Here is a 26,202-nt window from a genome sequence, read left to right on the forward strand (position 1 = left end):
AGCACCCGGCGACCGAGGTCCGCCAGCGCGGCGAAGACGGGTCGGGCTCGGCCGTTTGGTTGAGCATGTGCTTGACCCCAGGGGCCTGCCCGGCACGCCCGATAGTCAAGGACTTACTTGAGATAGTCAAGGACTTACTTGAGTTTCAGTCCTGACTCCGGTACGGGGCGGTGCGCTGAAGCCGGCAGCCGCCAAGGCGGGCAGCCGTCCGTACGCCGGTCAGGGCTGGAACCGGTAGCCCATGCCCGGCTCGGTGAGCAGGTGCCGGGGCCGGGCAGGATCGTCCTCCAGCTTGCGGCGCAGCTGCGCGAGGTACTGGCGCAGGTAGTTCGTCTCCGACTGGTACTGCGGGCCCCACACGTCGTGCAGCAGCTGGCGCTGACTGACCAGCCGGCCCGGATTGCGGACCAGGATCTTCAGCAGGTGCCACTCGGTCGGCGTCAACCGGACGTCGCCGCCGTCGTCGGTCCGGACCGCGTGCGCGGCGAGGTCCACGCTGTGCCGGCCGATCCGCACCACCGGCGCCTCCTCCCCGACCCCGGCGGCGCGCCGGGTCACCGCCCGGACCCGGGCGAGCAACTCGTCGATTCCAAACGGCTTGGTCACGTAGTCGTCCGCGCCCGCGTCGAGCGCCTCGACCTTGTCCTGGCTGCCGGCCCGGCCGGAAAGCACGATGATCGGCACGTTCGTCCATCCGCGCAGGCCCTGGATCACCTCCACGCCGTCCATGTCTGGCAGGCCGAGGTCCAGCACCACCAGATCCGGCCGGTGGCTCGCCGCCATCCGCAGCGCCGCCCCGCCGTCGCCGGCCAGCGCGACCTCGTACCGCCGCGCCCGCAGGTTGATGCCGAGGGCCCGCAGGATCTGTGGTTCGTCGTCCACCACCAGTACCCGGGTCATCCGCCGCCCCCTCCGTCCGTCTCGTCCGCTGCCGGCAGGCTCAACACCATGGTCAGTCCCCCGCCGGGCGTCTCCTCCGGCACCAGCGAGCCCCGCATCGCCTCGGCGAGCCCCCGGGACAGCGCCAGCCCGAGCCCGACCCCGGCATGGTTGGTCCGGTCGCCGAGCCGCTGGAAGGGGAGGAAGACTTTGGGCCACTCCTCCTCGGGGATGCCCGGTCCCTGGTCGATGACCCGCAGCTCCACCTGGCCACCATACTCGCTCCCGGTAACCAGCGGAGGCTTCTCCGGCGGGGAGAACCGCACGGCGTTGGCGACGAGGTTGACCACCACCCGTTCCAGCAGTCCGGGGTCAGCCCGGACCGCCGGCAACCGCGCCGGCAGGCTCACCCGAACCGACCGCGCGACCTCGCCGAGTTCGTCCAGGGCCTTCGGCACCACCTCCTCCAGACCGACCGGCACCACCGACAGCCCGAGGACCCCGGCCTGCAACCGGCTCATGTCCAGCAGGTTGGCCACCAGCTGGCCGAGCCGGTCCAGCGACTCGTCCGCGGTGGCCAGCAACTCGTCCCGGTCCGCCGTCTCGAACTCGACCTCGGCGCTGCGCAGGCTGGTCACCGCCGCCTTGGCCGAGGCGAGCGGCGTACGCAGGTCGTGGCTGACCGCGGCGAGCAGCGCGGTCCGCATCCGGTCCGCCTCGGCCAGCGGGCGGGCCGTCGCCGCCTCCTGCGCCAGCCGCTCCTGGCGCAGGGCGAGGGCGGCCTGTGCGGCGAACGCCTCCACGATTCGCCGGTCAGCGGCGTCCAGGACGCGCCCGCAGAGCACCAGGGACAGGGTGTCGTCGGCCCGGACCTCGACCTCGCCGCCGGCGGGGGTGCCGCAGGGCTCCGCCCCGACGCTCGCCGCGACCCGCCACGCCGACGGGTCGCGGGGCAGGTCAGGCCCGGGTGGCGCGTCCGGGACCCGTTCGAGCAGGCTGACGGCGCGGAGCCCGAACGTCTCGCGCAGCCGCTCCAGCAGCGCCTCCAGCGGACGGGCGCCTCGCAGCACGCTGCCGGCCACCACCGCGAGGGTCTGGGCGTCCGCGCTGGCCCGGGCGGCCTCACGGCTGCGCCGGGCAGCGGTGTCGACGACCCCGCTCACGGCCACGGCGACCACGAAGAAGACCACCAGGGCGAGCAGGTTCTCCCGGCCGGAGATGTCGAGCGTGTCGAGCGGCGGCGTGAAGTAGAAGTTCAGCAGGACCGACGCCCCGGCCGCGGCGAGCAGCGCCGGCCACAGCCCGCCGACCAGGGCCACCCCGATCACGGCGACCAGGAACAGCAGCAGGTCGCTGGCGAGGGACAGGTCGTCGGCGAACAACCGCAGGGCGTACGTCAGCAGCGGCAGCCCGAGCAGCGCCAGGCCGAACCCGGCCAGCCGGCGCCACTGGGACAGCACGCTGAGCACGCCCGGCGGCCGCCGCCCGCGCCCCACCTGCTCGTGCGTCACCAGATGTACGTCGATCGGGCCGGACAGCGCCACGGTGGTGACCCCGACGCCCCGGGACAGGATCTGGGCGATCCGGCCCCGCCGGCTGGCGCCGAGGACGATCTGGGTGGCGTTGACGCCGCGGGCGAAGTCCAGCAGCGCCGCCGGCACGTCCGTCCCCATCACCTGGTGATACGTCCCGCCGAGGCTCTCGACCAGGACACGCTGCATGGCGAGCGCGGCCGGGTCGGTGCCAACCAGCCCGTCGCTGCGCGCCACGTGCACGGCGAGCAGGTCGGCACCTTTCGTCCGGGCGGCGATCCGGGCGGCCCGCCGGATCAGCGTCTCCCCCTCGGGGCCGCCGGTGAGCGCCACCACCACCCGCTCCCGCGCCTCCCAGGTCTCGCCGATCCGGTGCTCCGTCCGGTAGCGGTCGAGCTGGTCGTCGACCTTGTCGGCGAGCCAGAGCAGGGCCAGTTCCCGCAGCGCGGTCAGGTTGCCGACCCGGAAGTAGTTGCCCAGGGCCGCGTCGATCTTGTCCGGCGGGTAGATGTTGCCGTGGGCCATCCGGCGGCGCAGCGCCTCCGGTGTCATGTCGACCAGCTCGACCTGCTCCGCACGGCGGACGATCTCGTCCGGGACGGTCTCCCGCTGCGGCACCCGGGTGATCTGGCGGACGACGTCGTTGAGCGACTCCAGGTGCTGGATGTTGACGGTCGACAGGACGTCGATGCCGGCATCGAGCAGTTCCTGGACGTCCTGCCACCGCTTCGGATGGCGGGAGCCGGGCACGTTGGTGTGGGCCAGTTCGTCGACCACGGCGACCTCGGGACGCCGGGCCAGCACCGCGTCGAGGTCCATCTCGGTGAACTCGGCGCCGCGGTAGCGGACCGTACGGCGCGGGATGATCTCCAGGTCGCCGAGCATCGCCGCGGTGTGCTTGCGGCCGTGGGTCTCGACGAACCCGATCGCCACGTCCGTGCCGCGCTCGGCCCGCCGGTGCGCCTCCTCCAACATCGCGTACGTCTTGCCGACACCGGGGGCGGCCCCGAGATAGATGCGCAGCTGGCCACGTGCCATGTGTCAATCCTGCCGCTTCTCCCGAGGCCGCCCACCGCGGCTCAGCCACGAACCGGGAACTGCCGGTCCAGGGCGATGTTGAGTTCCAGGACGTTGACCGCCGGCTCACCCATGAAGCCGAGGGCGCGTCCGGTGGTGTGCTCCTTCACGAGGCGCTGCACGGCGGCGGGGTCGACGCCCCGCTCCCGGGCCACCCGCGGCACCTGGAGCCGGGCGTACGTCGGGCTGATGTGCGGGTCGAGGCCGCTGCCACTGGCGGTGACCGCGTCGGCCGGCACCACCGGTTCGGCCGGGGCGTCGCCCCGGATCGGGGTCACCACCCCGCCGGAATAGTCCTGGCCGGGCTGGGCGCACTCGACCGTCACCCCCTGGTAATCGGTGATGAAGGGGGTGGCCGGGCATGCCTGGTTGACGCTGACCGCGCGGGTGACCGGGCCGGTCAGCCCGTCGCGGTGGAAGACCGCCAGGACCGCACCGACCCCGTCGGGGGTGCAGAACGGTCGGCGACCGTCGACGCCCTCCAGGTCGCCGACCGCCTTGCTCCGCGAACAGACCTGGGTGAGCAGGCTCCGCGTCGCGTCGTCGGGGTTGGTGGCGAGGGTGTCCAGCACGCTCTCCGGGCCGAGGTTGCTGGCGGCGGTGCTCGTCGGATCGTACCCGTCGCCGGCCGCGGACGGCCGGCTCTGGAAGTACGCCGGTATTGGGTTGCCGTCGGCGTCGGTGAAGAGCTGCCCGATCAGCCGACTGCCGACCACGCGGCCGTCGGCGCCCTCGACGAGCGATCCCTCGGCCCGGCCGTTCAGGCCCGGCAGCCGCGCCACCCCGACCATGGCCAGTGGATAGGCCAGGCCGAGCAGCACGGTGAAGACCAGCAGCACGCGGAGCGCCGCCAGGTGTTGGGTGAGCCAGGTTGGTAGACGCATCACGAGATCCCCGGGATGAACTGGATGACGAGGTCGATGACCTTGATCCCGATGAACGGGGTGAGGATGCCGCCGAGACCGTAGACCCACAGGTTACGGGTCAGCAGTGCGGAGGCGCTGCTCGGCCGGTAGCGCACACCGCGCAGGGCGAGCGGGATCAGCCCGATGATGATGAGCGCGTTGAAGATGACCGCCGACAGGATCGCCGACTCCGGGCTGGACAACCGCATGACGTTGAGGGTGTCCAGCGTCGGGTAGATGCCGGCGAAGATCGCCGGGATGATGGCGAAGTACTTCGCGATGTCGTTGGCGATCGAGAAGGTGGTCAGGGTGCCCCGGGTGATCAGCAACTGCTTGCCGATCTCGACGATCTCGATCAGCTTGGTCGGATCGGAGTCGAGGTCGACCATGTTGCCGGCTTCCTTGGCCGCCGTGGTGCCGGTGTTCATCGCCACCCCGACGTCGGCCTGGGCCAGCGCCGGGGCGTCGTTCGTGCCGTCACCGGTCATCGCGACCAGCCGGCCGCCGTCCTGCTCCTGCTTGATCAGCGCCAGCTTGTCCTCCGGCGTCGCCTCGGCGAGAACGTCGTCGACCCCGGCCTCGTCCGCGATCGCCTTGGCCGTCCGCGGGTTGTCACCGGTGATCATGACGGTCCGGATGCCCATCCGACGCATCTCGTCGAACCGCTCCCGCATCCCGCTCTTGACCACATCCTTGAGGTGAATCACCCCCAGCACCCGGGCAGGTTGGCCCTCGACGTGCTCGGCCACCACCAGCGGCGTACCACCGCCGCCGCTGATCCCGTCGACAATGTCCCCGACCTGCTCGGTCGGGTGACCGCCGTGCTCCCGGACCCACTTCATCACCGCCGCAGCGGCGCCCTTACGGATCTGGCGACCCGGACCGCTGGCGCCACCGTCCACCGTGCTGTCCGGGGTCAGGTCGATTCCGCTCATCCGGGTCTGCGCGGTGAACGGCACGAAGGTGGCGTGCGGCATCAGGCCAGGCTCCCGCTCGCGCAGGCCGTACGCGTTCCTCGCCAGTACCACGATCGAGCGCCCCTCCGGGGTCTCGTCGGCCAGGCTGGAGAGCTGCCCGGCATCGGCCACCTCCGCCGCGGTCACCCCGTCCACCGGAACGAACTCCGCGGCCTGCCGATTGCCCAGCGTGATCGTGCCGGTCTTGTCGAGCAGCAGCGTGTTCACGTCACCGGCCGCCTCGACCGCCCGGCCGCTCATCGCCAACACATTGCGCTGGACCAGGCGGTCCATCCCGGCGATACCGATCGCCGAGAGCAGTGCGCCGATGGTGGTCGGGATCAGGCAGACCAGGAGCGAGACGAGCACGATGCCGGTGACGCCGTTGACGTCGATCCCCGCCGTGTCGGGCGCCGCCGCCTGGAACTCCTTCGAGAAGATCGCCAGCGGCTGCAACGTGACCACGGCCAGCAGGAAGATGATGGTCAGTGCGGCGAGCAGGATGTTCAGTGCGATCTCGTTCGGCGTCTTCTGCCGGTTCGCCCCCTCGACCAGGGAGATCATCCGGTCGATGAAGCTCTCCCCCGGCTTCTGGGTGATCCGGACGACGATCCGGTCGGAGAGCACCTTCGTGCCGCCGGTGACCGCACTACGGTCACCGCCGGACTCCCGGATCACCGGCGCGGACTCACCGGTGATCGCAGACTCGTCGACGCTGGCGATCCCCTCCACCACGTCGCCGTCACCGGGGATGAACTGCCCGGCCTCGACCACGACGATGTCGCCCAGCCGCAGGTCGGCAGCGGCGACCGACTCGCTCTGGTACGCGGCGGCCCGGGCCCCCGGCGACCAGCCGGTCAACCGGGTGGCGACGATGTCCTTCCGGGCCTGGCGCAGCGTCGCGGCCTGAGCCTTACCCCGGCCCTCGGCGACCGCCTCGGCCAGGTTGGCGAAGACCACGGTCAGCCACAGCCAGACGGTGATCGCCCAGGCGAAGACGGTCGGGTCGGCAATCGCCAGCACCGTGGTAAAGACGGCGCCGACCTCGACGACCAGCATGACGGGGTTGCGCCACATCGTCGCCGGATTGAGTTTGCGCAGCGCGTCGGGCAACGAACGGAGCAGCTGCGCGGGATCCAGCAGCCCACCGCCGACCCTCCCCGAGGATCCGCTCGGACCGGGGGGGCGGCCCCCGGAGGGGGCAGGCGCCAGCGGAGCGATGGTCATTTTCCCTTTCCTCACCATGAACATGGGTCACAGCCCCTCGGCCAGCGGGCCGAGCGCGAGCGCGGGCAGGAAGGTCAGGGCCACCAGGATCACGGTCACACCGACCACCATGCCGACGAAGAGCGGCTTGTGGGTCGGGAGCGTGCCCGCGGAGGCGGGTACGGCGCGCTGCCGGGCCAGGGAGCCGGCCAGGCCAAGCACGAAGATGATCGGCAGGAACCGGCCCAGCAGCATGCACAACCCGGTAGCGGTATTCCACCAGGGCGTGTTGACGGTGATTCCGGCGAACGCGGAGCCGTTGTTGTTGCTGGCCGAGGTGAACGCGTACAGCACCTCGGAGAGCCCGTGCGGGCCGACGTTGAGCGCGGTCGAGTTGTTCCCGGTGGCGAACGCCGCCGCCGTACCCGACAGGACCAGGATCGGGGTGATCAGGAAGTACAGCGACGCGAACTTGATCTCGCGAGCGCCGATCTTCTTGCCCAGGTACTCCGGCGTACGGCCGACCATCAGGCCCGCGACGAAGACGGTGATGACCGCCAAGATCAGCATGCCGTAGAGGCCGGCACCGACGCCGCCCGGGGCCACCTCGCCGAGCATCATGTTGATGATCGGCATCATGCCGCCCAGCGCGGTGTACGAGTCGTGGAACGAGTTCACCGAACCGGTCGAGGTCAGCGTGGTGGACGCGGCGAAGGTGGCCGAGTTCGACACTCCGAACCGGACGTCCTTGCCCTCCAGAGCCGCTCCGACGGCGTGCGGCACGGTGCCGTCGCCGACCAACTCGAGGACGTTGGTCAGGGTGACGCTGGCGATCGCCAGGATCCCCATCGCCGCCACGATCGCGTAGCCCTGCCGGTTCTGCCCGACCATCCGGCCGAAGACCCGGGGCAGGGTGAACGGGATCAGCAGGATCAGGAAGATCTCGAGCCAGTTGGTCCAGGCCGTCGGGTTCTCGAACGGGTGGGCGCTGTTGACGTTGTAGAAGCCACCACCGTTGGTGCCAAGGTCCTTGATCACCTCCTGGCTGGCCACCGGCCCACCGGTGATCGTCTGGGTCCCCCCGGTGAGGGTGGTGACGTCCGTTCCGCCGGAGAGGTTCTGTACCGCCCCGCCGATGATCAGGACGATGGTGCCGACCACGCAGATCGGCAGCAGGATGCGCAGGGTGATCCGGGTCAGGTCGACCCAGAAGTTGCCCAGGTGCTCGGTCCTGTGCCGGGCGAAGCCGCGGACCAGCGCGATGGCCACCGCGATGCCGACCGCCGCGGAAAGGAAGTTCTGCACCGCCAGGCCGGCCATCTGCACCAGGTGACCCATGGTCGACTCACCCGAGTACCACTGCCAGTTGGTGTTCGTGACGAAACTGACCGCCGTGTTCCAGGCGCCGTGCGGGATCACGGGGTCGAACCCGAGGGAGAGCCAGAGCGTGTCCTGGACCCGCATGAACAGGTACAGGAACAGGATCGAGACGGCCGAGAATGCCAGCACGCCCCGGGCGTAGACCGCCCACGACTGCTCCCCCGCGGGGTTGACCCCGACCAACCGGTAGATGACCCGCTCGATTCGGGAGTGTCGGGTGCCGGTCACCACCCGGTACATGTAGTCGCCGAACGGCCGATAGACGGCGACGAGGGCCGCGACCAGCACGGCGACGAAGAGGACGCCCGCTGTCGTCGTACTCATCTAGAAGCGCTCCGGGAACAGCAGGGCGACCACGAGGAAGACCGCGAGCGCGGCCGACACGATCAGGCCGATAAGATTGACGATGCTCACAGCCGCTCCACCGCCCGCACGAGCAGGGCGAGTGCCGCGAACAGCGCCACGGTCAGCAGCACGAACACGACGTCGATCACGACGTTCCTTCCATGATTCAGGCCGGGGTGGCCCCGACGGGCCAGCCCGAGCCATTCAACCTGCCGTAGCTGTCGACCGCGGGCGTGATGACGAGGTCGATACGAGCCCGGCTCACACCTTGACGACGGCTTGACGCACCCGCGCGACGCCGATCGGATGATCCGGACAATTCTGTTGCGCACCGCGAACCGCGTGGGTTACAGGGTGGTCCGGGAGGGGTAGCCGGGTCTGGAGCCGTACGGGGAGGTGCGCGATGCCGGAGTCCGAGTCCTGGGTGCACGAGGCCACAGCCACGGCGGAGGGAGGGCAGCTCCGGACCGACGACGGCCAGCTCGCCACCACGCTGGCCTCGCCCCTCGCGCCGCACTGCACCGGGCTGGCTCCCGAACAGCTGCTCGCGGCGGCGTTCGCCTCCTGCCTGCACCACGCGGCGGTCGAGGCGGCGACCGGAATCACCGACGAGTCGCACACCGTCCAGGTCCGCGCCCAGGCGCGGCTGGCCCGGGACGCCGACGGCCGCTACCGCGCCGACGTCCGGGCGAGCATCGCCTCGGCGGGACTGAACCGGGACCAGTTGACGGACCTGGCCCGCGACGCCGACCGGCTGTGGCCGTTCTCCAGCGAGGGAGGGCGGCACACCCTGACGGTCGGACCGGCGGAACCGCGGGGGCGGTGAGCGGGCCGGCTCTCCGGTCCGTCCGCCGCTCCGGTCCCGGCTCAGCCGAACCCGGCGGTGACCGCCCGGTGGTCGCTGGCCGAGGTCCGGACGACCTCGGCGGAGACGGCGGTGAGCCCCCGGTACAGCACGTGGTCGGGGCGGATGAGCGGCAGCGGGGCGGGCCAGGTGAAGCCCGGCCCGCGGCCGGCGTCGGCCTGTGCGTCGTGCAGCAGCTCGGTCAGCGGCTCGATCACCCGGTCGGTGGTGGCGGTGTTGAGGTCGCCGAGCACGACGAGGCGTGCGGCCTGGTCCGCCCGTAGGCGGGCGGCGAGGGCGTGCACCGTCCGGTCCCGGGTGCCGGTGTCTCCGGCCCGGGCGGAACCGAGGTGCACCACGTAGACCGCGACGTCGCCACCGGGGGCGGCCACCACCGCCCGCAGGGCACGGGTCCAGGCCAGCCCGGTGTCGACGCCGGTCTCGTCGCGAATCGGGAACCTGCTCCACAGCCCGACGGTGGAGACCGAGGCCTGGTACGGGTAGCGGTCCCGCAGCGCGGCGGCCACCGCGACACGGGCCTCGGCGGTCACCTCCTGCAGCGCGATGAGGTCGGCGCCGCCGGCGGCGAGCGGGGCGACCGTGCCGGCCGGGTCGGGATTGCCCGCCCGCAGGTTCTGGCTCGCCACCCGCAGCCGGGCCGGCCCACCACCACCGCTCGGCAGCCAGGCCGTACCGAAGAGCACGATCCAGGTCACCGCCGGGATGGCGACGGCCGCGAGGGCGAGCCGTGACCGGCGCAGCGCGGCGGCGAGGGCGAGCACCGGCACCCCGAGGCCGAGGAACGGTGCGCCGGTGTCGATCAGGCTACCCAGCCCGCGAACGTTGGGGATCAGCCGGTGACCGAGCAGAAGTGCGGTCACCATCGCCGTCGCGACCAGGATCAGGACCCCCCGACGACGCCGACCCGGCCCCGTCGCCCCGCCCCCGAACGGCTTGATCCTGTCCCCGGCCACCACGCGCATCGTACCGGGGCGGGATCGGCGGGCGCCGGGCGACCGGCGGCTCTCCCAGGCTCGGGAGGCGGTCCGCGATGGCCGGCCCGGGACGGGCGAGTTGGTCCGTTCGTCGTACCACCGTCATCCGCCGTTCACCCGATCGCAGGGTGAGTCGGACACCCGAGCCTGGTGATCTCAGGTTCTGCCGCACGGGGCGGCGCCGTTCCATGCCTGGGCGCGACGCCCATCCGGGCGATTCGGATATATCTTCCGTACCGGGTCTCGACATAGCCCGACATGAATTTCGTCGTTTGCCCGGTTGACTCGCAAAAACTGTGGTATACGCCACGGGTTCGGCGGGTCACATCTGCACGGCCGTTCCCTAGCCTCGGCGCGTGCCGCACAGGGAACATGCTGATCACGCACTGCACAACGACGTCGGGGATAGCCGTTCGGCGGAGGCCCCCTCGGGTGACCGGCGGGTAGGCCACCACCGGCGGGAGATCCCGCGCCAGCCAGGCCGGACCTGGGGGCGGGTCCGGGCGCTGCTCGCCTCCCGCCCGGTACGGTTCGGGTCCGCCGCCGTGCTCACCTGCTGCCTCGGCACGGCGGCCTACCTCGGCGCGCGCGCCGACACCGGACCGACCCGCCCGGGCCCGGCCGGCAGCCTCCTCGCCGAGCGGGAGGCACGGCTCGAGAACGCGCCGGCCGCCCGCAGCGAGCGGAGCCGGGTCCCGACCCCGCCGCCGGCCCCGACGCCGACGGTGACCGCCACTCCGTCCCCCACCCAGCCGACCGCCCGGGTCTCCACGGCGCGGACACAGGTCACCCGGGCGAAGCGGTCGACCCGACCGAGCCCGGTCGCGGGGCTCACCCAGGCCCAGATGGACAACGCACGCACGATCGTCCAGGTCGGGTTGAAGCTCAAGGTCCCCCGCCGGGGCCTCATCGTCGCCATCGCCACGGCGATGCAGGAGAGCAACCTCTCCAACCTGGCCAACGCCGGGGTGCCCGAGTCGCTCAACTACCCGAACCAGGGCGTCGGCTACGACCACGATTCGGTGGGCCTGTTCCAGCAGCGGCCCAGCTCCGGCTGGGGCACGGTGGCGGACCTGATGCGTCCGGCGTACGCCGCCGAGCAGTTTTTCACCGCGCTGCTCGCGATCCCCGGCTGGGAGGAGATGAGCGTGACCGCCGCCGCCCAGGCCGTCCAGGTCTCCGCCTTCCCCGACGCCTACGCCCAGCACGAGGCGCGAGCCACCACGGTCGTCGACGCGCTCGTGTGACCGGCGACGGTCCGGCCTTCCTCCGGCCCGGCCCCGGTCGGTCCGACGTCTCCCTGACCGGCCTTCCGCACCGGAAGCGCCCGGCCGGCGCGGCGCGGGGGCGATGGCAGCCGTGGCGGTGGCAGCGGTTTGCCGGGCGAGAACGGCGGGAAGGCGTCCCGGAGAAGCCAGCCAGGGAAGAGGACAGACGGCCATGACGGTGCGGAGGATCCCCACCGTGACCCTCCCGTCCGGTGAGGAACTGCCGGCGCTGGGACAGGGCACCCGGGGCATGGCGGAGGACCCGCGGCGACGGGACGACGAGATCGCCGCGCTGCGGACCGGTGTCGACGTCGGCCTCACCCTGGTCGACACCGCCGAGATGTACGCCGACGGCGGCGCAGAGGAGCTGGTCCGGGAGGCGCTCGCCGACCGCCGCGACGACATCTTCCTGGTCAGCAAGGTCTCCGCGGAGCACGCGACCGCGAACGGGACCCTCACCGCCTGCGAGCGCAGCCTGGAGCGCCTCGGCACCGACCGGATCGACCTCTACCTCCTGCACCAACGGGACGGGGCGCCGCTGCCCGAGACCGTCGAGGCGTTCACCACGCTGATGACACAGGGACTCATCCGGCACTGGGGGGTGAGCAACTTCGACGTCCCGGACGTGGTCGAGCTCGCCGCCATCCCCGGCGGTACGGCGGTGGAAACGGACCAGATCCCGTACAACCTGACCCGGCGCGGGATCGAGTGGGACCTGCTCCCCCGCTGCCGGGCGGCCGGGCTGCCGGTCATGGCGTACTCGCCACTCGCGCGCGGCCGGATGCTCGGCCACCCCACGCTGGCCCGCGTCGCACGGCGGCATGGCGCCACCCCCGGGCAGGTCGGACTCGCCTGGCTGTTGCGTCAGCCCGGGGTCTGCGCGGTGACCAGGGCGCGTACCCCGGACCGGATCCGGGAGAACCGGGCGGCGGTCGACCTGGACCTCACCGAGGAGGACCTCGCCGACCTCGACGCGGCCTTCCCGCCGCCGGATGGGCTACGGCCGCTGGAGCTGCCCTGACCCCCGGCGCGACCTCTTCGCCGTCTCCGCCGTCGAACGACCGCGACCACCGGAACCGCTCCGGCCCGTCGGGCGCGGCCGGACGGCTCGCCGCCACCCGGCGACCGGCGTCAGGCCCCCGGCGTCGGCTCCAGCCGGGCCGGTCGCTTCGTCGCCTCCCCGCCGACCTCCTCGGGCCGGACAGCGTCCTCGGGCTCACCGTTCTCGGGGGGCTGGAAGATGTACCGCACGAAGTCCCCGCCGGACTCGTTCTCGTCCGCGCCCGGCCACTGACCGACGAGGTCGACTCCGACGACCTCCCGGCTCCCCTGGTCGGTCTCCTCGATCAGGGCCCAGACCGAGACCGGATACGACCGGGTGGTCTCCGGATCGACGCGCCAGCGCGCGTACCAGCCGGGACGGGCGGGGACGATCTCGACGATCCGCTTCATGACGGCCTTCCCTCCGGTGCGACGCGGCCACGCGCTGTCCCGATGGTGGGCGGAATCGGGGTGAGTCCTCCTCACCCCGCCGAGATGAGCGCCGCCAGCCGGTACCGCACCGCGTCGGCGCCGTCCGGCTCGCGGGGCGCCGCGGCGGCGTTTCGCCGACGCCGACGCCGGGAAGGCGATCGGTGGTGAGGCCGCCGGCCTCCGGGAGCGCGTGGCCGGGCGCCCGCCGCACGCGGGCGCGGGCCGGTGCGGCCCGGTGGCGATGCCGCCGAGACGGGAGCGAGGCGAGGTCATGGGGAAGCAGATGGAGGGTGACAACCAACGGCGTCGAAGGTTGGCCCGACAGGCCCGCCAGCGGGGCCGGCGCCCGAGCGAGGTCGGGGCCACCCTCGGCGCGGACAAGCAGATCGAGAGCCTGGACAGGGGCAGGCGCAGTGGTCCGCCGCCAGCCGGCAGCCGCAAACCGAGCACCGAACGCGGCGGCCCGGGCACGCCGGCACCGGTCGCGGCGGAGCGACCGATGCCGCTGCCCGACGCGCCACCACCCGGCGGGGCCAGGGTCGGGGTCATCCCGTACCGCGAGCTGGTGTCCGACGTCGGGCGCCGCGCCGGTGTCGACTTCGCGCAGGCCCGCGCGGCGGCCGAGGCGACCGTCACCGTCCTGGCCCGCGCGCTGGACGTCGCCGACCGGCAACGGCTGCTCGACGCCGTGCCGGGGCAGCTCTGCGACGAGGAGGCGCTGGAGTCTGGCGACCGGCGGCGGGACCTGGCCGGCTTCCTCGACGAGGTCGCCCGGCTCACCCGGCGCACGCCGGAGCAGGCACGCTACCAGGCCCAGGCGACGCTGAGCGCCCTCGCCGAGCAGGACCGGGGGCTCATCGCGTCGCTCGACCTGCCGGACGACCTCCGTGACCTGCTCGGGCCGTCGGGGGCCGGCGGGGGCCTGGTCGACCCGAGCGGCGCCACGGCCGCGCTCACCGAGGACGAACTGCGGGACGCGCTGGCCCGGCTGCCGTACTGGTCCGGCGACCGCAACCGGCTGAGCCGCAGCATCGAACTGCCGGCCGAGAACCTCGACCGGGTGTTGGGCCGGCTGGCCCGACTGCGGCCGGAGACCGGCCGGGGACCCAGTGTCGGCCGACAGTCACCAACCGTCGCCGTGATCACGGTCCGGAGCCGGGGATTGGCCGGGGTGAGCGCGCTCGACATCAACCTGGCCCATCAGATCGACGACGCGATCGACGAGGTCGCCGCCGGTCTGGCCAGCCCCTGACCGGCGCGCGCGACGCTGCCGGGCCGCAGGGCGGCTAACGGCGGGCCGGCAGCTCCGGGGCGGCGCTCTCCAGCGGTACGGCGTGTGCCGGCACCAGCCCGAGCTGGACCGCCTGCCGGGTCAGCGCCGCGTCGAGCAGCCAGTCCGCACTCACCCGGGCCCGGTTGCCCGGCATCGCGAAGAGGTGGTATCCCCGGGTGACCGCCTTCGCCGCCAGCCCGGAGAGCGGGACGTGCAGCGGGTTGGCGGCGGCGTCGGTGCCACCCAGGTCGACGACGAAGCCGAGGTCGTGATGCCGGTACGGCCGGCGCCTGCCCTGGCCGTACGAGGCGGCGACGTTGTGCGCGGCGAGCCTGCCCTGCCGCTCCGCGTGCTGCGCGGTCATCGCGGTCAGCTGGCCCGGCCGGGTCAGGTCGGGTACGGCGGCGGCATCCCCGCAGGCGAAGATCTCCGGGAAGCCGGGCACGTTGAGGAACTCGTCGACGACCAGCCGTCCCTTCTCGGTCGGCAGTCCGAGGTCGGCCACCAATGGGTCGGGCCGGACCCCGACGCACCAGATCAGCGAGCGGGTCGGGACGGAGGAGCCGTCGCTGAGCCGGACCGCCTCGGCGGTCGCCTCCTGGACCGTGCAGCCCATCCGCACGTCGACGCCCCGACTGTCCAGCACCCGGCGGGCCGTCTCCGACATCCGCTGGTCGAGTTCCGGCAGCACCCGGCTCGCCACGTCGAGGAGCAGCCAGCGCGGGCGCAGGTCGAGCCGGGGATGCTGCGCGGCGAGCGCGTCGGTGAAGAGCTGGCCGTGCGCGGCGACCTCGGTGCCGGTGTAGCCGGCGCCGACGACGACGAAGGTCGTCCGTGCCTCCCGCTCCGCGCGGTCCTCGGTCGCCGCGGCGAGCTCGATCTGGCAGACGATGTGATCGTGCAGGTACACCGCCTCGGGCAGGCCGCGGAACCCGTGCGCGTGCTCGGTGACCCCGGGGATCGGCAGCAGCTTGTTGACACTGCCGACGGCGATGATCAGCCGGTCGTAGGAGAGCGCGCCGGGGTCGCCCTCGGCCCCGGTGTAGTCGACCCGCCGGGCCCGCAGGTCGACGTGGTTCGCCTCGCCGATGACGACCCGGACCCCGGGCAGGGTGCCGGCGAGCGAGATCGAGACCCGACTGGGTTCCAGGATGCCGGCGGCGACCTCGGGCAGCAGTGGTAGGTAGAGAAAGAAGTCGGTCGGGTTCAGCAGCACGACCTCGGCCTGACCACGGGCGAGTCGAGACAGGCTCTTCGCCGCGTGGTAGCCGGCGAACCCGGCCCCGACGATGACAACGCGCGGTTTCGTCATGTCCCCGCCGTTCCCGGTCAGAAGCCGCGCAAACCTCGGGTTGGCCGTGACCAGGGAGAACGGGCCTTATGGTCGCAAAACCGGGCGAGGCGGCGCAACGGGACCCGTTGACAGCGGACGGCGGCATTGATGACCATGACACATGCCCATCGATGACCTTCCTGGCGAGCGATCCACGAGACCCAGCCGCCGCACGTTCCTCTCCGCCGCCACCGTCACCGCGGCCGCCACCGTCGCCGCCGCCACCGGGGCCGCCCCCGCCGCCGGTGCGGCCACCACCCGACCCGGCCGCCCCGGCCCGGGGCGACCGACCCGACCCCAGCCTCCAGACCGGGAGCTGCGGAACCTGCTGCGCGAGATCGACCAGCGGCGGATCGAGGCGATCGTCCGCCGGCTCGCGGCCTTCGGCACCCGGCACACCCTCTCCCGCCAGGACGACCCGGAACGCGGCATCGGCGCCGCCCGGGACTGGATCTACCGGGAGATGCGGGGGTACGCCGCCCGCTCGGGCGGCCGGATGAGCGTCGACCTGCAGTCGTACGTCCAGGAGCCGGCCTCCCGGATCCCGGTGCCGACCCGGATCACCGATGTCGTCGCGACCCTGCGCGGCACGTCGGCGCCGAACCGGCTCTATGTGGTGACCGGCCACTACGACTCCCGGGCCAGCGACGTCATGGACGCGACCAGCGACGCCCCCGGCGCAGACGACGACGCCTCCGGGGTGGCGGTGCTGATGGAGCTGGCCCGGGTCATGGCGACCCGGCGCCCCGAGGCCACGATCGTCTTCGCCGCCGTGGCCGGCGAGGAGCAGGGCCTCTACGGCTCGCGGTACCTGGCCACCCAGTACCGGGCGGCCGGTGCGGACATCCAGGGCATGTTCAGCAACGACATCGTCGGGAGCAGCACCGGGGACGACGGCACCCGGGACCGGCGTACCGTGCGGCTCTTCGCCGAGGGGGTGCCGACCGCGGAGACCCCGGCCGAGGCGAACATCCGGCGCTCGGTCGGTGGCGAGAACGACTCCTCCACCCGCCAGCTCGCCCGGTTCGTCGCCGACGTGGCCGAGAACGACGCCACCGGGATGACGGTCCGGGTCATCTACCGTCGGGACCGCTACCTGCGGGGCAGTGACCACATCCCGTTCCTCGAGCAGGGCTGGCCGGCGTGTCGGTTCACCGAGCCGAACGAGGACTTCGCGCACCAGCACCAGGACGTCCGGGTCGAGAACGGCAGGCAGTACGGCGACCTTCCAGAGTTCTGCGACTTCGCGTACATCGCCCGGGTGGCGAAGGTGAACGCCGCCGTCCTCTGGTCCCTGGCCCCGGCCCCGGGCACGCCGAAAGGCGTCGTCATCGACACCAGCGGGCTGACCAACGACACCACCCTGCGGTGGCAGCGCGGCGACGAACCGGACCTGGCCGGCTACGAGATCGTCTGGCGGGAGACGACGGCTCCGGAGTGGACCCACGTCATCGAGGTCGGGGACGTCACCGAGGCCACCATCGCCCTGTCGAAGGACAACGTCTTCTTCGGCGTCCGCGCGGTCGACACGGCCGGACACCGCAGCCCGGTGGCGTTCCCCCGGCCCAGAAGCTGACCGCACCGCCGCTCCTCGCCCCCGGGGCGGGGGTGACCTGGCGCGGGGACGGGATGTCGAGGCCGACGGCGGTGTCGCCCGACCGGCCGTGCACGCCCGGATGACCGCGCGGGCCGTCACCGGTCCCGGCCGGCGGCGGCGTCCGACGGTGCTTCCGGCCGGGCGGCCACCGGCTCGGCCGCGCCGGGGTCCGCCGGACCGGGGTCGGCCGGGATCTCCGGCCCCGCGACGTACCGTCGGCTGAGCCGGTGGTACGGGCGGCTACGCAGCGCCCCGACCGTGGCGAGGGTTCCGACGATGCCGGTCAGCACGAAGACGAGGGCGAGGCCACGGTCGGCGCCGGTACCGAACCAGCCGCCGATCGTCCGGGCGCCCAGGCCGTCGGTCATGAACGGGATGAAGACGAACTGGGCGATCGGCGAGATCAGGAACGCGGTCAGCGGCGAGGCGGCCTGCTCGACGCTCTGGGCGAAGCCGAAGACCCGCCCCTGCCGCTCGTACGGCACCACCTTCTGCAGGATCGTCTGCTCCGCGGCCTCCGCGTACGGCACCAACACCATGTACGCGTACATCCCGAGGGAGAGCAGGACGATCGAGGAGCGCAACGGGAAGAGCGTGGTCACGGTCCACAGCACGAGGTTGACCGCCAGCAGTACCCGAACCGGGTTACGGCTCAGGCCGGTCCGGGCGATCAGCAGGCCACCGACGATGAACCCGGTGCTCAGCACACCCCACAGCAGCCCCCAGACCTGCACCGACACCAACGACAGCCCGTAGGCGTCCATCAGTGACATGAAGACGCCGCCGAGGAGGTTGTTGAAGGCCGAGAAGACGATCAGAGCCGTCAGCCCCGGCACCTCCCCGACCACCCGGATCGTGCCGCGCAGGTCCACCGACCGCCGCGACGCCGGCTCCGCCGCGCCGGGGGCCGCGGGCGCGCCCGAGGCCGTGTCCGGGGCGGAGCCCGCCGGCGGCGACGCCGGGCGCTCGGCGACCCGTACCACCGCCAGGTGCACCAGCGCGACGGCGAGCACCGCCAGCGCCAGGACCAGCACCCAGAACATCCCGCCCGCGGCCACCAGCACGCCACTGATCACCGAGGTGACCAGGAAGGACACCCCCGAGGTGGTGCCGACCAGACCGTTGGCCCGGTCCCGGCTCTCCTCCGCGATCAACGCCGTCACCAGGGTCGGCAGCGCGATCGTCCGGATGTTGCCCGCGATCACGCCGACCATCAGCAGCACGACCAGTACCCACAGCGGCACGCTCGCCGGGTCGGTGAACGACTCCCGCGGCACGGCCTGGTAGAGCGCCAGCCCCACGACGTACGTCCCGAGCGACACCAGCGCCGACACCTGCATCATCGTCTTCTTGGCGTGGTGGTCGATCAGGCTGCCGAACCAGATGCCGGTCAGCGCGGTCATCACCAGGAAGATCCCGGAGATCACGCCGGTGGCGAAGACCGACCGCGTCTGGAGGTAGACGTAGAAGGTGATCGCGAACCAGACGGTGTAGTTGATGACCGAGACCAGTAGCGTGTTGACCAAGAGCTGGTAGAAGGTCTTCCGATCCCCCGTGATGCTGCTCATGCCCGCACACGCTACGACCTCAAGCGGAGGTGAGGTCCACCAGCCCCGGCGTTTCCGGTGCCCAGCGGCGCCGATCTCCCGGACGGCGAGCAGGAGGCCGTGGCCTGACCCGGCCGGGTTGATCCGGGCGGGCTGACCCGGGTCCGTCGGCCGGGCCTCGTGGACCCGGCGGCTCAGCCGGGCGGTGGGGCGGTGCTCTCCCGGACCACCAGCTCGGTGACCAGATCGACGCGGCTCGCCGGCAGATCCCCGCCCCGGGCCAGGTCGAGCAGCATCTGGGTGGCGGTACCGGCCATGTCGCGCAGCGGCTGGTCGACCGTGGTCAGGGCGGGACCGAGCCAGGCGGCCACCGGAATGTTGTCGTACCCGACCACGGAAAGGTCCCGGGGGATGTCGAGCCCGAGTCGTCGGGCCGCACGGAACACCCCCATGGCCTGCGTGTCGGAGCCGGCGAAGATCGCCGTGGGCCGGTCGGGGCGGGTCAGCAGCTCCATCCCGTGCCGGTAGCCGGCGGTGAGCTGGAAGTTCCCGTACCGAACCAGCTCGGGGTCGACGGTGAGCCCGGCCTCGTCGTGGGCGAAGCGGAACCCGGCGACCCGCGCCCGGCTACAGAGCACGTTCTCGGGGCCGGAAATGATCGCGATCCGCCGGTGGCCGAGTTCCAGCAGGTGGCGGGTGGCCAGCAGGCCGCCGTTCCAGTTGTTCGAGCCGACGGTGGGGACCGAGGCGGAGGTCGCGCTGTCGGTGTCGATGACGACGAACGGGATCATCTGCCGTGCGAGCCGCTGCTGCTGGGACTCGGTGAGGTGGCAGAGCACGAGGAGCACCCCGAGGGGCCGGCGGGCCAGCACGCCGTCCAGCCACCACGCCGGTGGGCGGTGCCGTCCGCCGAGTTGGGAGAGGACGACGCCGACGTTGGCCGCGGTCGCCACCGCCTCCACCCCCCGGATGATCTCCATCGCCCACGCCGAGTCGAACTCGTGGAACACCAGGTCGACCTGGGCCGTGCTCGTCGGCCGCCGCCCCCGCCGGCGGTACCGGTGCCGCTTGAGGCTGGCCTCGATCCGGGCTCGGGTGTCGGGCGCGACGTCGGACCGCCCGTTCAGGACCTTGGAGACCGTCGTGGTGGAGACGCCGACCTCGTCGGCGATGGTCGCGATCGTCGCGCCACCCGGTCCGACACTCGGACGGAACTTTGTCATCACAGCCTCACACAGGGTGTCCGAAAGTTTCGGCAACGAACGTCGTCGCAGGCGCCCCGACCAGCCGAAGGTACGCGCGCGACGTGCCCGAACGGGTTGGGGTGTTTCGGGGACGATACTCCATGCAACCAACGGAGAGAGCAGTTCAGAGACCTTGACACACCTCGACGCGAGGCCTAAGTTGCCCGGCACAGGTAACGCAGCTATTACCGAAACTTTCGAGGACACGCCGACATGAGCCGCCCACCATCCGCACGGGTACGCCGCACATGTCGGGCTGGAAGGGTGGCATGACAAGCGAGTTGTCCGCCGGCGACGGAGCCGCGTCCGAGGTGACCCCGGCCTGGCGCGATCCGCGACTCTCCCCCGCGGAGCGGGCCGCAGCGCTCATCCCGTTGATGTCGCTGGAGGAGAAGATCGCCCAACTCGTCGGGCTCTGGGTCGGCGCAGACGCCTCGGGAGGTGGGGTCGCGCCGTACCAGTCCGACATGACCAACGGCGTTCCGGAGTGGAACGAGGCCATCCGGTACGGACTGGGCCAGCTGACCCGGCCGTTCGGCACGGCACCGGTCGATCCGGTCCTCGGCGCACGGTCGCTGGCCGCCTCCCAGGCGCAGATCATGGCGGCGAGCCGCTTCGGGATCCCGGCCCAGGTGCACGAGGAGTGCCTCACCGGTTTCGCCGCCTGGCGGGCGACGGTCTACCCGGCCCCGCTGTGCTGGGGGGCCTCCTTCGATCCCGAGCTGGTCGAGGCGATGGCCGGCCGGATCGGCCGGAGCATGCGAGCCGCCGGGGTGCACCAGGGCCTGGCGCCGGTGCTGGACGTCACCCGGGACTACCGCTGGGGACGGACCGAGGAGACCATCGGCGAGGACCCGTACCTGGTCGGGACGATCGGCGCGGCGTACGTCCGGGGCCTGGAACAGGCCGGGGTGGTCGCCACCCTCAAGCACTTCGCGGGCTACTCCGCATCCCGGGGCGGTCGCAACCTCGCGCCCGTGCCGATGGGGCGGCGCGAACTGGCCGACGTCATCCTGCCGCCGTTCGAGATGGCGCTGCGGCTCGGCGGTGCGCGGGCCGTGATGCACTCGTACGCCGAGATCGACGGCGTGCCGGTGGCGGCCGACCCGGGCATGCTGACCGACCTGCTCCGGAACGAGTGGGGCTTCACCGGCGTCGTGGTCGCGGACTACTTCGCGGTCCGCTTCCTGGAGACGCTGCACGGCGTCGCGACGGACGCCGCCGGGGCGGCCCGGCTCGCTCTTCGCGCCGGTATCGACGTGGAGCTGCCGACGGTGGACGCGTACGGCGCGCCGCTGGTCGAGGCGGTGCGGGCCGGCACCGTCGACGAGGCACTCGTCGACCGGGCCCTGCACCGGGTGTTGAGTCAGAAGGCCGAACTCGGCCTCCTCGACGAGGGGTGGCAACCCCTGCCCGACGGTGCCGAGGAGCTGCGCCTCGACGACGAGGCCGGCCGGGACCTCGCCCTCCGGCTGGCCCGGGAGTCGATCGTGCTGCTCCGCAACACCGACGGGCTGCTGCCGCTGCCCACCGACCGACGGATCGCGCTGGTCGGCCCGGCAGCCGACGACCCGATGGCGATGCTCGGCTGCTACTCCTTCCCGCTGCACGTGGGGGTCCGGTATCCCGACCACGAGACCGGGGTGGAGATTCCGTCCCTGCGCGAGGCCCTCAGCGCGCTGTTCCCCAAGCTGACCTACGCGCCCGGCTGCGCCATCACCGGCGACGACACCTCCGGCATCGCGGAGGCGGTCACCGCGGCCGCGGAGAGCGACGTCTGCGTCGTCGCGGTCGGCGACCGGGCAGGGCTCTTCGGCCGCGGCACCTCCGGCGAGGGTTGCGACGCCAGCGACCTGCGCCTGCCCGGGGTGCAGGCCGATCTGGTCCGGGCCGTGCTGGCCACCGGCACCCCGGTGGTGCTGGTGCTGCTGGCCGGGCGGCCGTACGCGCTCGGACCGGAGTTCGACTCCGCCGCCGCCGTCGTCCAGGCGTTCTTCCCCGGCCAGCGTGGCGGGCAGGCCCTGGCCGAGATCCTTACCGGCGCGGTCAACCCGTCCGGGCGGCTGCCGGTCAGCGTCCCCCGGGACGCGGGCGGACTGCCGACGACGTACCTCGCCCCGCCGCTGGGTCGCCGGACCGAGGTGTCGTCGGTCGACCCGACCCCCGCGTTCCCGTTCGGCCACGGGCTCAGCTACACGACCTTCGAGTGGAGCGACGCGGCGGTGCTCGACCCGGACGGCCGGCCGCGCGAGGTGCCCGACGGGGACGACGAGCCGGCCGCCTGGGCCGTGGACGGTGAGGTGACCGTGCGGATCACGGTCCGCAACACCGGGAACCGGGCCGGCACCGAGGTCGTCCAGCTGTACCTGCACGATCCGGTCGCCCAGACGACCCGGCCGGTGGTCCGGCTGGTCGGCTACACCCGGGTCCCGCTGGAGCCGGGCGAATCCGCGGAGGTGAGCTTCGTGGTCCCCGCCGACGTCACGTCCTTCACCGGCGTGCACGGCCGGCGCATCGTCGAGCCCGGCGACGTGGAGCTGCGGTTCGGACGGTCGAGTGGGGAGATGGCGGCCGCCGTGCCGCTGCGCCTCGTCGGCCCCGAACGCGAGGTCGGTCACCAGCGACGGCTGCTGTCGCTGGCCCGCGTCGAGCGCAGCGTCGCGCTCCCGCACACCCCGGAGGCCCGAGAATGACCACACCACGCACGTTGAGTCCACCAGCGGAGCCGCAGAGCGTCGAGGCGAAGCCCGAGCCCGTCCGCCGGTCGCGTCGCCGCCGGCAGAGCTGGCGGCAGGCGCTGCGCCGGGACTGGCAGCTCTACTCGCTGGCGGTCCTGCCGCTGCTGTTCTTCCTGATCTTCCGCTACCTGCCGATGCTCGGCAACGTGATCGCGTTCCGACGGTTCCAGCCCGGCGGCAGCGTCTTCGGCGAGTACTGGGTCGGCCTGCGGTACATCCGGATGTTTCTCACCGACCCCACGTTCTGGAACGTCTTCACGAACACCGTCATCCTGGGCGCGCTGACCCTGCTGGTCTGCTTCCCGCTGCCCATCGTGCTCGCCCTGCTGCTCAACGAGGTGCGGGCCCGGCGGCTCAAGCGGTTCGTCCAGTCGGTGTCGTACCTGCCCCACTTCCTGTCGATCGTGATCGTGGCCGCGATGGTGATGCAGATGCTCTCCGTCGACGGCACGGTCAACCAGCTGATCCGGGCGTTCGGCGGCGACCCCATCCCGTTCCTGCAACGACCCGAGTGGTTCCGGACGATCTACGTCTCCTCGGAGGTGTGGCAGACCGTCGGCTGGGGCACGATCCTCTACCTCGCCGCGCTCACCACCATCGACGACAACCTGTACGAGGCGGCCCGGATCGACGGCGCCAATCGGTGGCGCCAGACCTGGCACGTCACACTCCCCGGCATCCGGCCGACGATGGTGACGCTGCTGATCCTCAACATCGGCACCTTCATGGCGGTCGGATTCGAGAAGATCCTGCTGCTCTACAACCCGTTGACGTACCCGACCGCCGACGTGATCTCGACGTACCTGTACCGGATGGGCTTCCAGTCCAGCAACTTCAGCTACGCCGCCGCGATCGGGCTCTTCGAGGCCGTGATCGGGTTGACCCTGGTCCTGTCGGCAAACGCGATCTCGCGTCGGGTAGTGGGGACGAGCCTGTGGTGACCATCGACACCGCCGCCGGCACCACCCCGAAGCGGCGCCCGCGCGGACCCCGGCCCACCCGGGGCTACCGGGTCTTCCAGGTGGTCAACGCCATCATCCTGACCGGCGTCGTGATCGTGACGCTGTACCCGTTCGTCAACATCGTGGCCCGGTCGCTCAGCGACGAGGCGTACATCATCGCCGGCAAGGTGAACCTCGTCCCGCGCGGGTTCAACCTGGACACCTACCGGCTGGTGATGTCCGACTCGCTGTTCTGGACGAACTACCGCAACACCGTGGTGTACACCGTCGTCGCCACGTTCATCTCGATCGTGCTGACCACGTGCTACGCGTACGTGCTGTCCAAGAAGCACCTCAAGGGGCGCAACGCGCTGATCGGGATCGCGGTCTTCACGATGTTCTTCACCGGCGGGCTGATCCCCAACTACGTGCTCATCACCAGCCTGGGCATGAAGAACACCATCTGGGCGGTGGTCCTGCCCAACGCGATCAACGTCTTCAACCTGCTGGTCATGAAGGCGTTCTTCGAGAGCCTGCCGGTCGACCTGGAGGAGGCCGCCGCCGTCGACGGCCTGAACACGTACGGGATCCTGCTGCGGATCGTCCTCCCGCTGTCCAAGGCCGTGATCGCCACGATGGTGCTGTTCTACGCCGTCTCCTTCTGGAACTCGTGGTTCACCGCCTTCCTCTACATCGACCAACAGGACCTCCTCCCGGTGACCGTCTACCTGCGCAACCTGATCGCGGGGGCCACCGGCGCGGAGAACGTCGGCGCCATCAACGCCGCTGACGAGGTACAGGCCGAGGCCACGCTGAAGGCCGTCACCATCGTCCTCACCACCCTGCCCATCCTCCTGGTCTACCCCTTCATCCAGCGGTACTTCGTGTCCGGGGTCATGCTCGGCGCGGTGAAGGGCTGACCTGGGCGGCGACGCAACCGCGAACCCCACCCCTTTCACGCTGAAAGGAAGTCCGATGTTCGACAGATCCCGGCGCCGAGCAGCGGTGATCGCTGCCGGTTTGCTCACGGTGTCGCTCGCCGCCTGCGGGAGCGGCGACGAATCCACGGAATCCGACCTCTCCGAGCACCGCGTCGGCGCGATGGCCGAGTACAAGGTCGGGGATCAGTTCCGGGCCACCGAGCCGTTGACGTTCTCGATGTTGTACAACAACCATCCGAACTACCCGCTGAAGAACGACTGGCTGTTCTGGACGGAGCTGACCAAGCGGACCAACGTCACGATCGAGCCGGTCGCCGTACCGCTGAGCGACTACGAGCAGAAGCGGAGCCTGCTGATCGGCGCCGGCGACGCACCGCTCATCATTCCGAAGACGTATCCGGGCCAGGAGGACACCTTCGTCTCCTCGGGGGCCATCCTACCGGTCAGCGACTACCTGGACCTGATGCCCCATTTCAAGGACAAGATCGAGAAGTGGAACCTCCACCCTGAGATCAACCAGCGCCGCCAGGCGGACGGCAAGTTCTACCTGCTCCCCGGACTGCACGAGAAGCCGTGGCAGGACTACTCGCTGGCGATCCGGACCGACATCCTCGAGGAGCTCAACCTCGAGATCCCGAAGACCTGGGACGAGCTGTACACCGTCCTCAAGGCGATGAAGGCGAAGTACCCGGACACGTACCCGTTCTCGGACCGGTTCAGCCAGCCCAACCCGGGCGGCAACCTGTTGAACATCCTCGCGGCGTCGTACGGGCTGGAGGGCGCCGGCTGGAACTTCCAGCACGTCAGCTGGGACGCGAACGCCAAGAAGCTCTTCTACACCGGCGCCAGCGAGCAGTACCGGCAGATGTTGACGTACCTCAACAAGCTGGTCAAGGAGGGACTGCTCGACCCGGAGAGCTTCACCCGAACCGACGACCAGGCCCGCCAGAAGCTGGCCAACGGCAAGTCGTTCGTGATCAGCAGCAACGCCCAGACCCTGGTCAACGACTACCGGCCGGACCTGGCCAAGACCAACCCGAAGGCGAAGATCGTGAAGATCCCGCTGCCGATCGGCCCGGCGGGTGAGATCAACCCCGCCAGCCGGCTGGAGAACGGCATCATGATCTCCAAGAAGGCCCGGGACAGCAAGTACTTCGTCGCGATGATGCAGTTCATCGACTGGCTCTGGTACTCCGACGCGGGACAGGAGTTCGCCAAGTGGGGCGTCGAGGGTACGACCTTCGTCCGGGATGCCAACGGCAAGCCGACCCTGGCCCCCGACGTCGACGTCGTCGGGCTGAACCCCAAGGGCACCAAGCACCTGCAGAAGGACTTCGGCTTCTACAACGGCGTCTTCGCCTACGGCGGCAAGCCGGAACTCGTGCAGGCGTTCTTCTCGCCGGAGGAGCAGGAGTTCCAGAAGGTGATGAACGCCCGGCCGCCCAGGCCGGTGATGCCGCCGTTCCCGTTCACCGACGAGGAGCGCGAGCAGATCTCGCTCTGGGCGACGCCGCTGCGGGACTTCGTCTACCAGGCGACGCTCCAGTTCATCCTCGGCCAGCGCGACCTCAGCCAGTGGGACGCCTACGTGGCCGAGCTGAAGGGCAAGAACATGGACGCCTACATGGACCTGGTCCAGAAGGCGTACGAGCGCTACCAGAAGAACAACGGCTGATCACCCGCTGCGCCGGTCCGGTCGTGCCCGCCGCGGGCGCGGCCGGACCGGGC

At 71.5% G+C, this 26,202-nt stretch carries 20 protein-coding genes; 9 read left to right on the forward strand and 11 right to left on the reverse strand.

Annotated features, from left to right (window positions below; translation table 11 throughout):
* Positions 1–219 precede the first annotated feature (219 nt).
* From EF879_RS19005 to kdpF, 6 genes are read right to left on the reverse strand one after another with little or no spacing between them, the layout of a single operon-like run.
* Positions 220–900, reverse strand: coding sequence for a response regulator (locus EF879_RS19005; protein ID WP_123560460.1), 681 nt, complete (start codon positions 898–900; stop codon positions 220–222).
* Positions 897–3,449, reverse strand: coding sequence for a DUF4118 domain-containing protein (locus tag EF879_RS19010; protein WP_123560462.1), 2,553 nt, complete (start codon positions 3,447–3,449; stop codon positions 897–899). The genes EF879_RS19005 and EF879_RS19010 overlap by 4 nt, the downstream gene beginning before the upstream one ends.
* Positions 3,450–3,490: 41 nt before the next feature.
* On the reverse strand, positions 3,491–4,372 hold the full coding sequence (locus EF879_RS19015) for a potassium-transporting ATPase subunit C (protein ID WP_123560464.1): 882 nt from the start codon (positions 4,370–4,372) through the stop codon (positions 3,491–3,493).
* On the reverse strand, positions 4,372–6,576 hold the full coding sequence (gene kdpB, locus EF879_RS19020) for a potassium-transporting ATPase subunit KdpB (protein ID WP_123560466.1): 2,205 nt from the start codon (positions 6,574–6,576) through the stop codon (positions 4,372–4,374). The genes EF879_RS19015 and kdpB overlap by 1 nt, the downstream gene beginning before the upstream one ends.
* Before the next feature lie 27 nt (positions 6,577–6,603).
* On the reverse strand, positions 6,604–8,259 hold the full coding sequence (kdpA, locus tag EF879_RS19025) for a potassium-transporting ATPase subunit KdpA (RefSeq protein WP_123560468.1): 1,656 nt from the start codon (positions 8,257–8,259) through the stop codon (positions 6,604–6,606).
* On the reverse strand, positions 8,260–8,349 hold the full coding sequence (gene kdpF / locus EF879_RS19030) for a K(+)-transporting ATPase subunit F (RefSeq protein ID WP_123560470.1): 90 nt from the start codon (positions 8,347–8,349) through the stop codon (positions 8,260–8,262).
* Between the two features lie 334 nt (positions 8,350–8,683).
* Between kdpF and EF879_RS19040 the strand changes: the two genes are divergently transcribed.
* Positions 8,684–9,106, forward strand: a complete 423-nt coding sequence (locus tag EF879_RS19040) for an OsmC family protein (RefSeq protein ID WP_123560474.1) — start codon at positions 8,684–8,686, stop codon at positions 9,104–9,106.
* Between the two features lie 41 nt (positions 9,107–9,147).
* Here EF879_RS19040 and EF879_RS19045 read toward each other — a convergent pair whose 3' ends face one another.
* Positions 9,148–10,098, reverse strand: a complete 951-nt coding sequence (locus EF879_RS19045) for an endonuclease/exonuclease/phosphatase family protein (protein WP_233604571.1) — start codon at positions 10,096–10,098, stop codon at positions 9,148–9,150.
* 377 nt (positions 10,099–10,475) lie between these two features.
* Here EF879_RS19045 and EF879_RS19050 point away from each other — a divergent pair, with 377 nt between their 5' ends.
* Positions 10,476–11,366: a hypothetical protein gene (locus EF879_RS19050; protein ID WP_123560478.1), complete on the forward strand. Its 891-nt coding sequence runs from the start codon at positions 10,476–10,478 to the stop codon at positions 11,364–11,366.
* 193 nt (positions 11,367–11,559) lie between these two features.
* Positions 11,560–12,408: an aldo/keto reductase gene (locus EF879_RS19055; protein ID WP_123560480.1), complete on the forward strand. Its 849-nt coding sequence runs from the start codon at positions 11,560–11,562 to the stop codon at positions 12,406–12,408.
* Between the two features lie 110 nt (positions 12,409–12,518).
* Here the strand turns inward: EF879_RS19055 and EF879_RS19060 are convergent, their stop codons facing one another.
* Positions 12,519–12,839, reverse strand: a complete 321-nt coding sequence (locus tag EF879_RS19060; protein ID WP_233604572.1) for a hypothetical protein — start codon at positions 12,837–12,839, stop codon at positions 12,519–12,521.
* Between the two features lie 292 nt (positions 12,840–13,131).
* On the opposite strand from EF879_RS19060, the gene EF879_RS19065 reads away from it, so the two are divergent.
* The gene (locus tag EF879_RS19065) at positions 13,132–14,112 is read left to right on the forward strand and encodes a DUF2267 domain-containing protein (RefSeq protein ID WP_123560482.1); all 981 of its coding nucleotides are present in this window, start codon (positions 13,132–13,134) and stop codon (positions 14,110–14,112) included.
* Positions 14,113–14,146: 34 nt separating this feature from the next.
* Here EF879_RS19065 and EF879_RS19070 read toward each other — a convergent pair whose 3' ends face one another.
* Positions 14,147–15,445, reverse strand: a complete 1,299-nt coding sequence (locus tag EF879_RS19070) for an NAD(P)/FAD-dependent oxidoreductase (RefSeq protein WP_123560484.1) — start codon at positions 15,443–15,445, stop codon at positions 14,147–14,149.
* 142 nt (positions 15,446–15,587) lie between these two features.
* On the opposite strand from EF879_RS19070, the gene EF879_RS19075 reads away from it, so the two are divergent.
* Complete coding sequence (locus EF879_RS19075; RefSeq protein ID WP_123560486.1) at positions 15,588–17,042, forward strand: M20/M25/M40 family metallo-hydrolase; 1,455 nt, start codon at positions 15,588–15,590, stop codon at positions 17,040–17,042.
* A gap of 116 nt (positions 17,043–17,158) precedes the next feature.
* Here the strand turns inward: EF879_RS19075 and EF879_RS19080 are convergent, their stop codons facing one another.
* Both EF879_RS19080 and EF879_RS19085 read right to left on the reverse strand, forming a co-directional pair.
* Entirely contained in the window at positions 17,159–18,631 is a 1,473-nt protein-coding gene (locus tag EF879_RS19080) for an MFS transporter (protein WP_123560487.1), read from the reverse strand.
* A gap of 173 nt (positions 18,632–18,804) precedes the next feature.
* A complete protein-coding gene (locus tag EF879_RS19085; protein WP_123560489.1) occupies positions 18,805–19,833 on the reverse strand; it encodes a LacI family DNA-binding transcriptional regulator in 1,029 nt (342 codons plus the stop codon).
* A gap of 290 nt (positions 19,834–20,123) precedes the next feature.
* Here EF879_RS19085 and EF879_RS19090 point away from each other — a divergent pair, with 290 nt between their 5' ends.
* Genes EF879_RS19090 through EF879_RS19105 form a run of 4 tightly spaced genes read left to right on the forward strand, consistent with a single transcriptional unit; the run spans position 20,124 to position 26,149 of the window.
* Positions 20,124–22,547: a glycoside hydrolase family 3 N-terminal domain-containing protein gene (locus EF879_RS19090; protein WP_123560491.1), complete on the forward strand. Its 2,424-nt coding sequence runs from the start codon at positions 20,124–20,126 to the stop codon at positions 22,545–22,547.
* Positions 22,544–23,533: a sugar ABC transporter permease gene (locus EF879_RS19095; protein WP_123560493.1), complete on the forward strand. Its 990-nt coding sequence runs from the start codon at positions 22,544–22,546 to the stop codon at positions 23,531–23,533. Before EF879_RS19090 ends, EF879_RS19095 begins: the two co-directional genes overlap by 4 nt.
* On the forward strand, positions 23,530–24,453 hold the full coding sequence (locus EF879_RS19100) for a carbohydrate ABC transporter permease (protein WP_199736502.1): 924 nt from the start codon (positions 23,530–23,532) through the stop codon (positions 24,451–24,453). The genes EF879_RS19095 and EF879_RS19100 overlap by 4 nt, the downstream gene beginning before the upstream one ends.
* A gap of 55 nt (positions 24,454–24,508) precedes the next feature.
* On the forward strand, positions 24,509–26,149 hold the full coding sequence (locus EF879_RS19105; protein WP_123560496.1) for an extracellular solute-binding protein: 1,641 nt from the start codon (positions 24,509–24,511) through the stop codon (positions 26,147–26,149).
* Positions 26,150–26,202 lie beyond the last annotated feature (53 nt).

Source organism: Micromonospora sp. HM5-17, assembly GCF_003762835.1.
In the GTDB taxonomy this organism is placed as follows: domain Bacteria; phylum Actinomycetota; class Actinomycetes; order Mycobacteriales; family Micromonosporaceae; genus Plantactinospora.

What these genes read in the sequence shown, in the direction of transcription:
- EF879_RS19085 (WP_123560489.1), bottom strand. Translation starts at nt 19,833, where the DNA reads ATGACAAAGTTCCGTCCGAGTGTCGGACCGGGTGGCGCGACGATCGCG.
- kdpB (WP_123560466.1), bottom strand. Translation starts at nt 6,576, where the DNA reads ATGACCATCGCTCCGCTGGCGCCTGCCCCCTCCGGGGGCCGCCCCCCC.
- EF879_RS19055 (WP_123560480.1), top strand. Translation starts at nt 11,560, where the DNA reads ATGACGGTGCGGAGGATCCCCACCGTGACCCTCCCGTCCGGTGAGGAA.
- EF879_RS19105 (WP_123560496.1), top strand. Translation starts at nt 24,509, where the DNA reads ATGTTCGACAGATCCCGGCGCCGAGCAGCGGTGATCGCTGCCGGTTTG.
- EF879_RS19015 (WP_123560464.1), bottom strand. Translation starts at nt 4,372, where the DNA reads ATGCGTCTACCAACCTGGCTCACCCAACACCTGGCGGCGCTCCGCGTG.
- EF879_RS19040 (WP_123560474.1), top strand. Translation starts at nt 8,684, where the DNA reads ATGCCGGAGTCCGAGTCCTGGGTGCACGAGGCCACAGCCACGGCGGAG.
- EF879_RS19010 (WP_123560462.1), bottom strand. Translation starts at nt 3,449, where the DNA reads ATGGCACGTGGCCAGCTGCGCATCTATCTCGGGGCCGCCCCCGGTGTC.
- EF879_RS19065 (WP_123560482.1), top strand. Translation starts at nt 13,132, where the DNA reads ATGGGGAAGCAGATGGAGGGTGACAACCAACGGCGTCGAAGGTTGGCC.
- EF879_RS19005 (WP_123560460.1), bottom strand. Translation starts at nt 900, where the DNA reads ATGACCCGGGTACTGGTGGTGGACGACGAACCACAGATCCTGCGGGCC.
- EF879_RS19090 (WP_123560491.1), top strand. Translation starts at nt 20,124, where the DNA reads ATGACAAGCGAGTTGTCCGCCGGCGACGGAGCCGCGTCCGAGGTGACC.
- kdpA (WP_123560468.1), bottom strand. Translation starts at nt 8,259, where the DNA reads ATGAGTACGACGACAGCGGGCGTCCTCTTCGTCGCCGTGCTGGTCGCG.
- EF879_RS19060 (WP_233604572.1), bottom strand. Translation starts at nt 12,839, where the DNA reads ATGAAGCGGATCGTCGAGATCGTCCCCGCCCGTCCCGGCTGGTACGCG.
- EF879_RS19075 (WP_123560486.1), top strand. Translation starts at nt 15,588, where the DNA reads ATGCCCATCGATGACCTTCCTGGCGAGCGATCCACGAGACCCAGCCGC.
- EF879_RS19095 (WP_123560493.1), top strand. Translation starts at nt 22,544, where the DNA reads ATGACCACACCACGCACGTTGAGTCCACCAGCGGAGCCGCAGAGCGTC.
- EF879_RS19070 (WP_123560484.1), bottom strand. Translation starts at nt 15,445, where the DNA reads ATGACGAAACCGCGCGTTGTCATCGTCGGGGCCGGGTTCGCCGGCTAC.
- EF879_RS19080 (WP_123560487.1), bottom strand. Translation starts at nt 18,631, where the DNA reads ATGAGCAGCATCACGGGGGATCGGAAGACCTTCTACCAGCTCTTGGTC.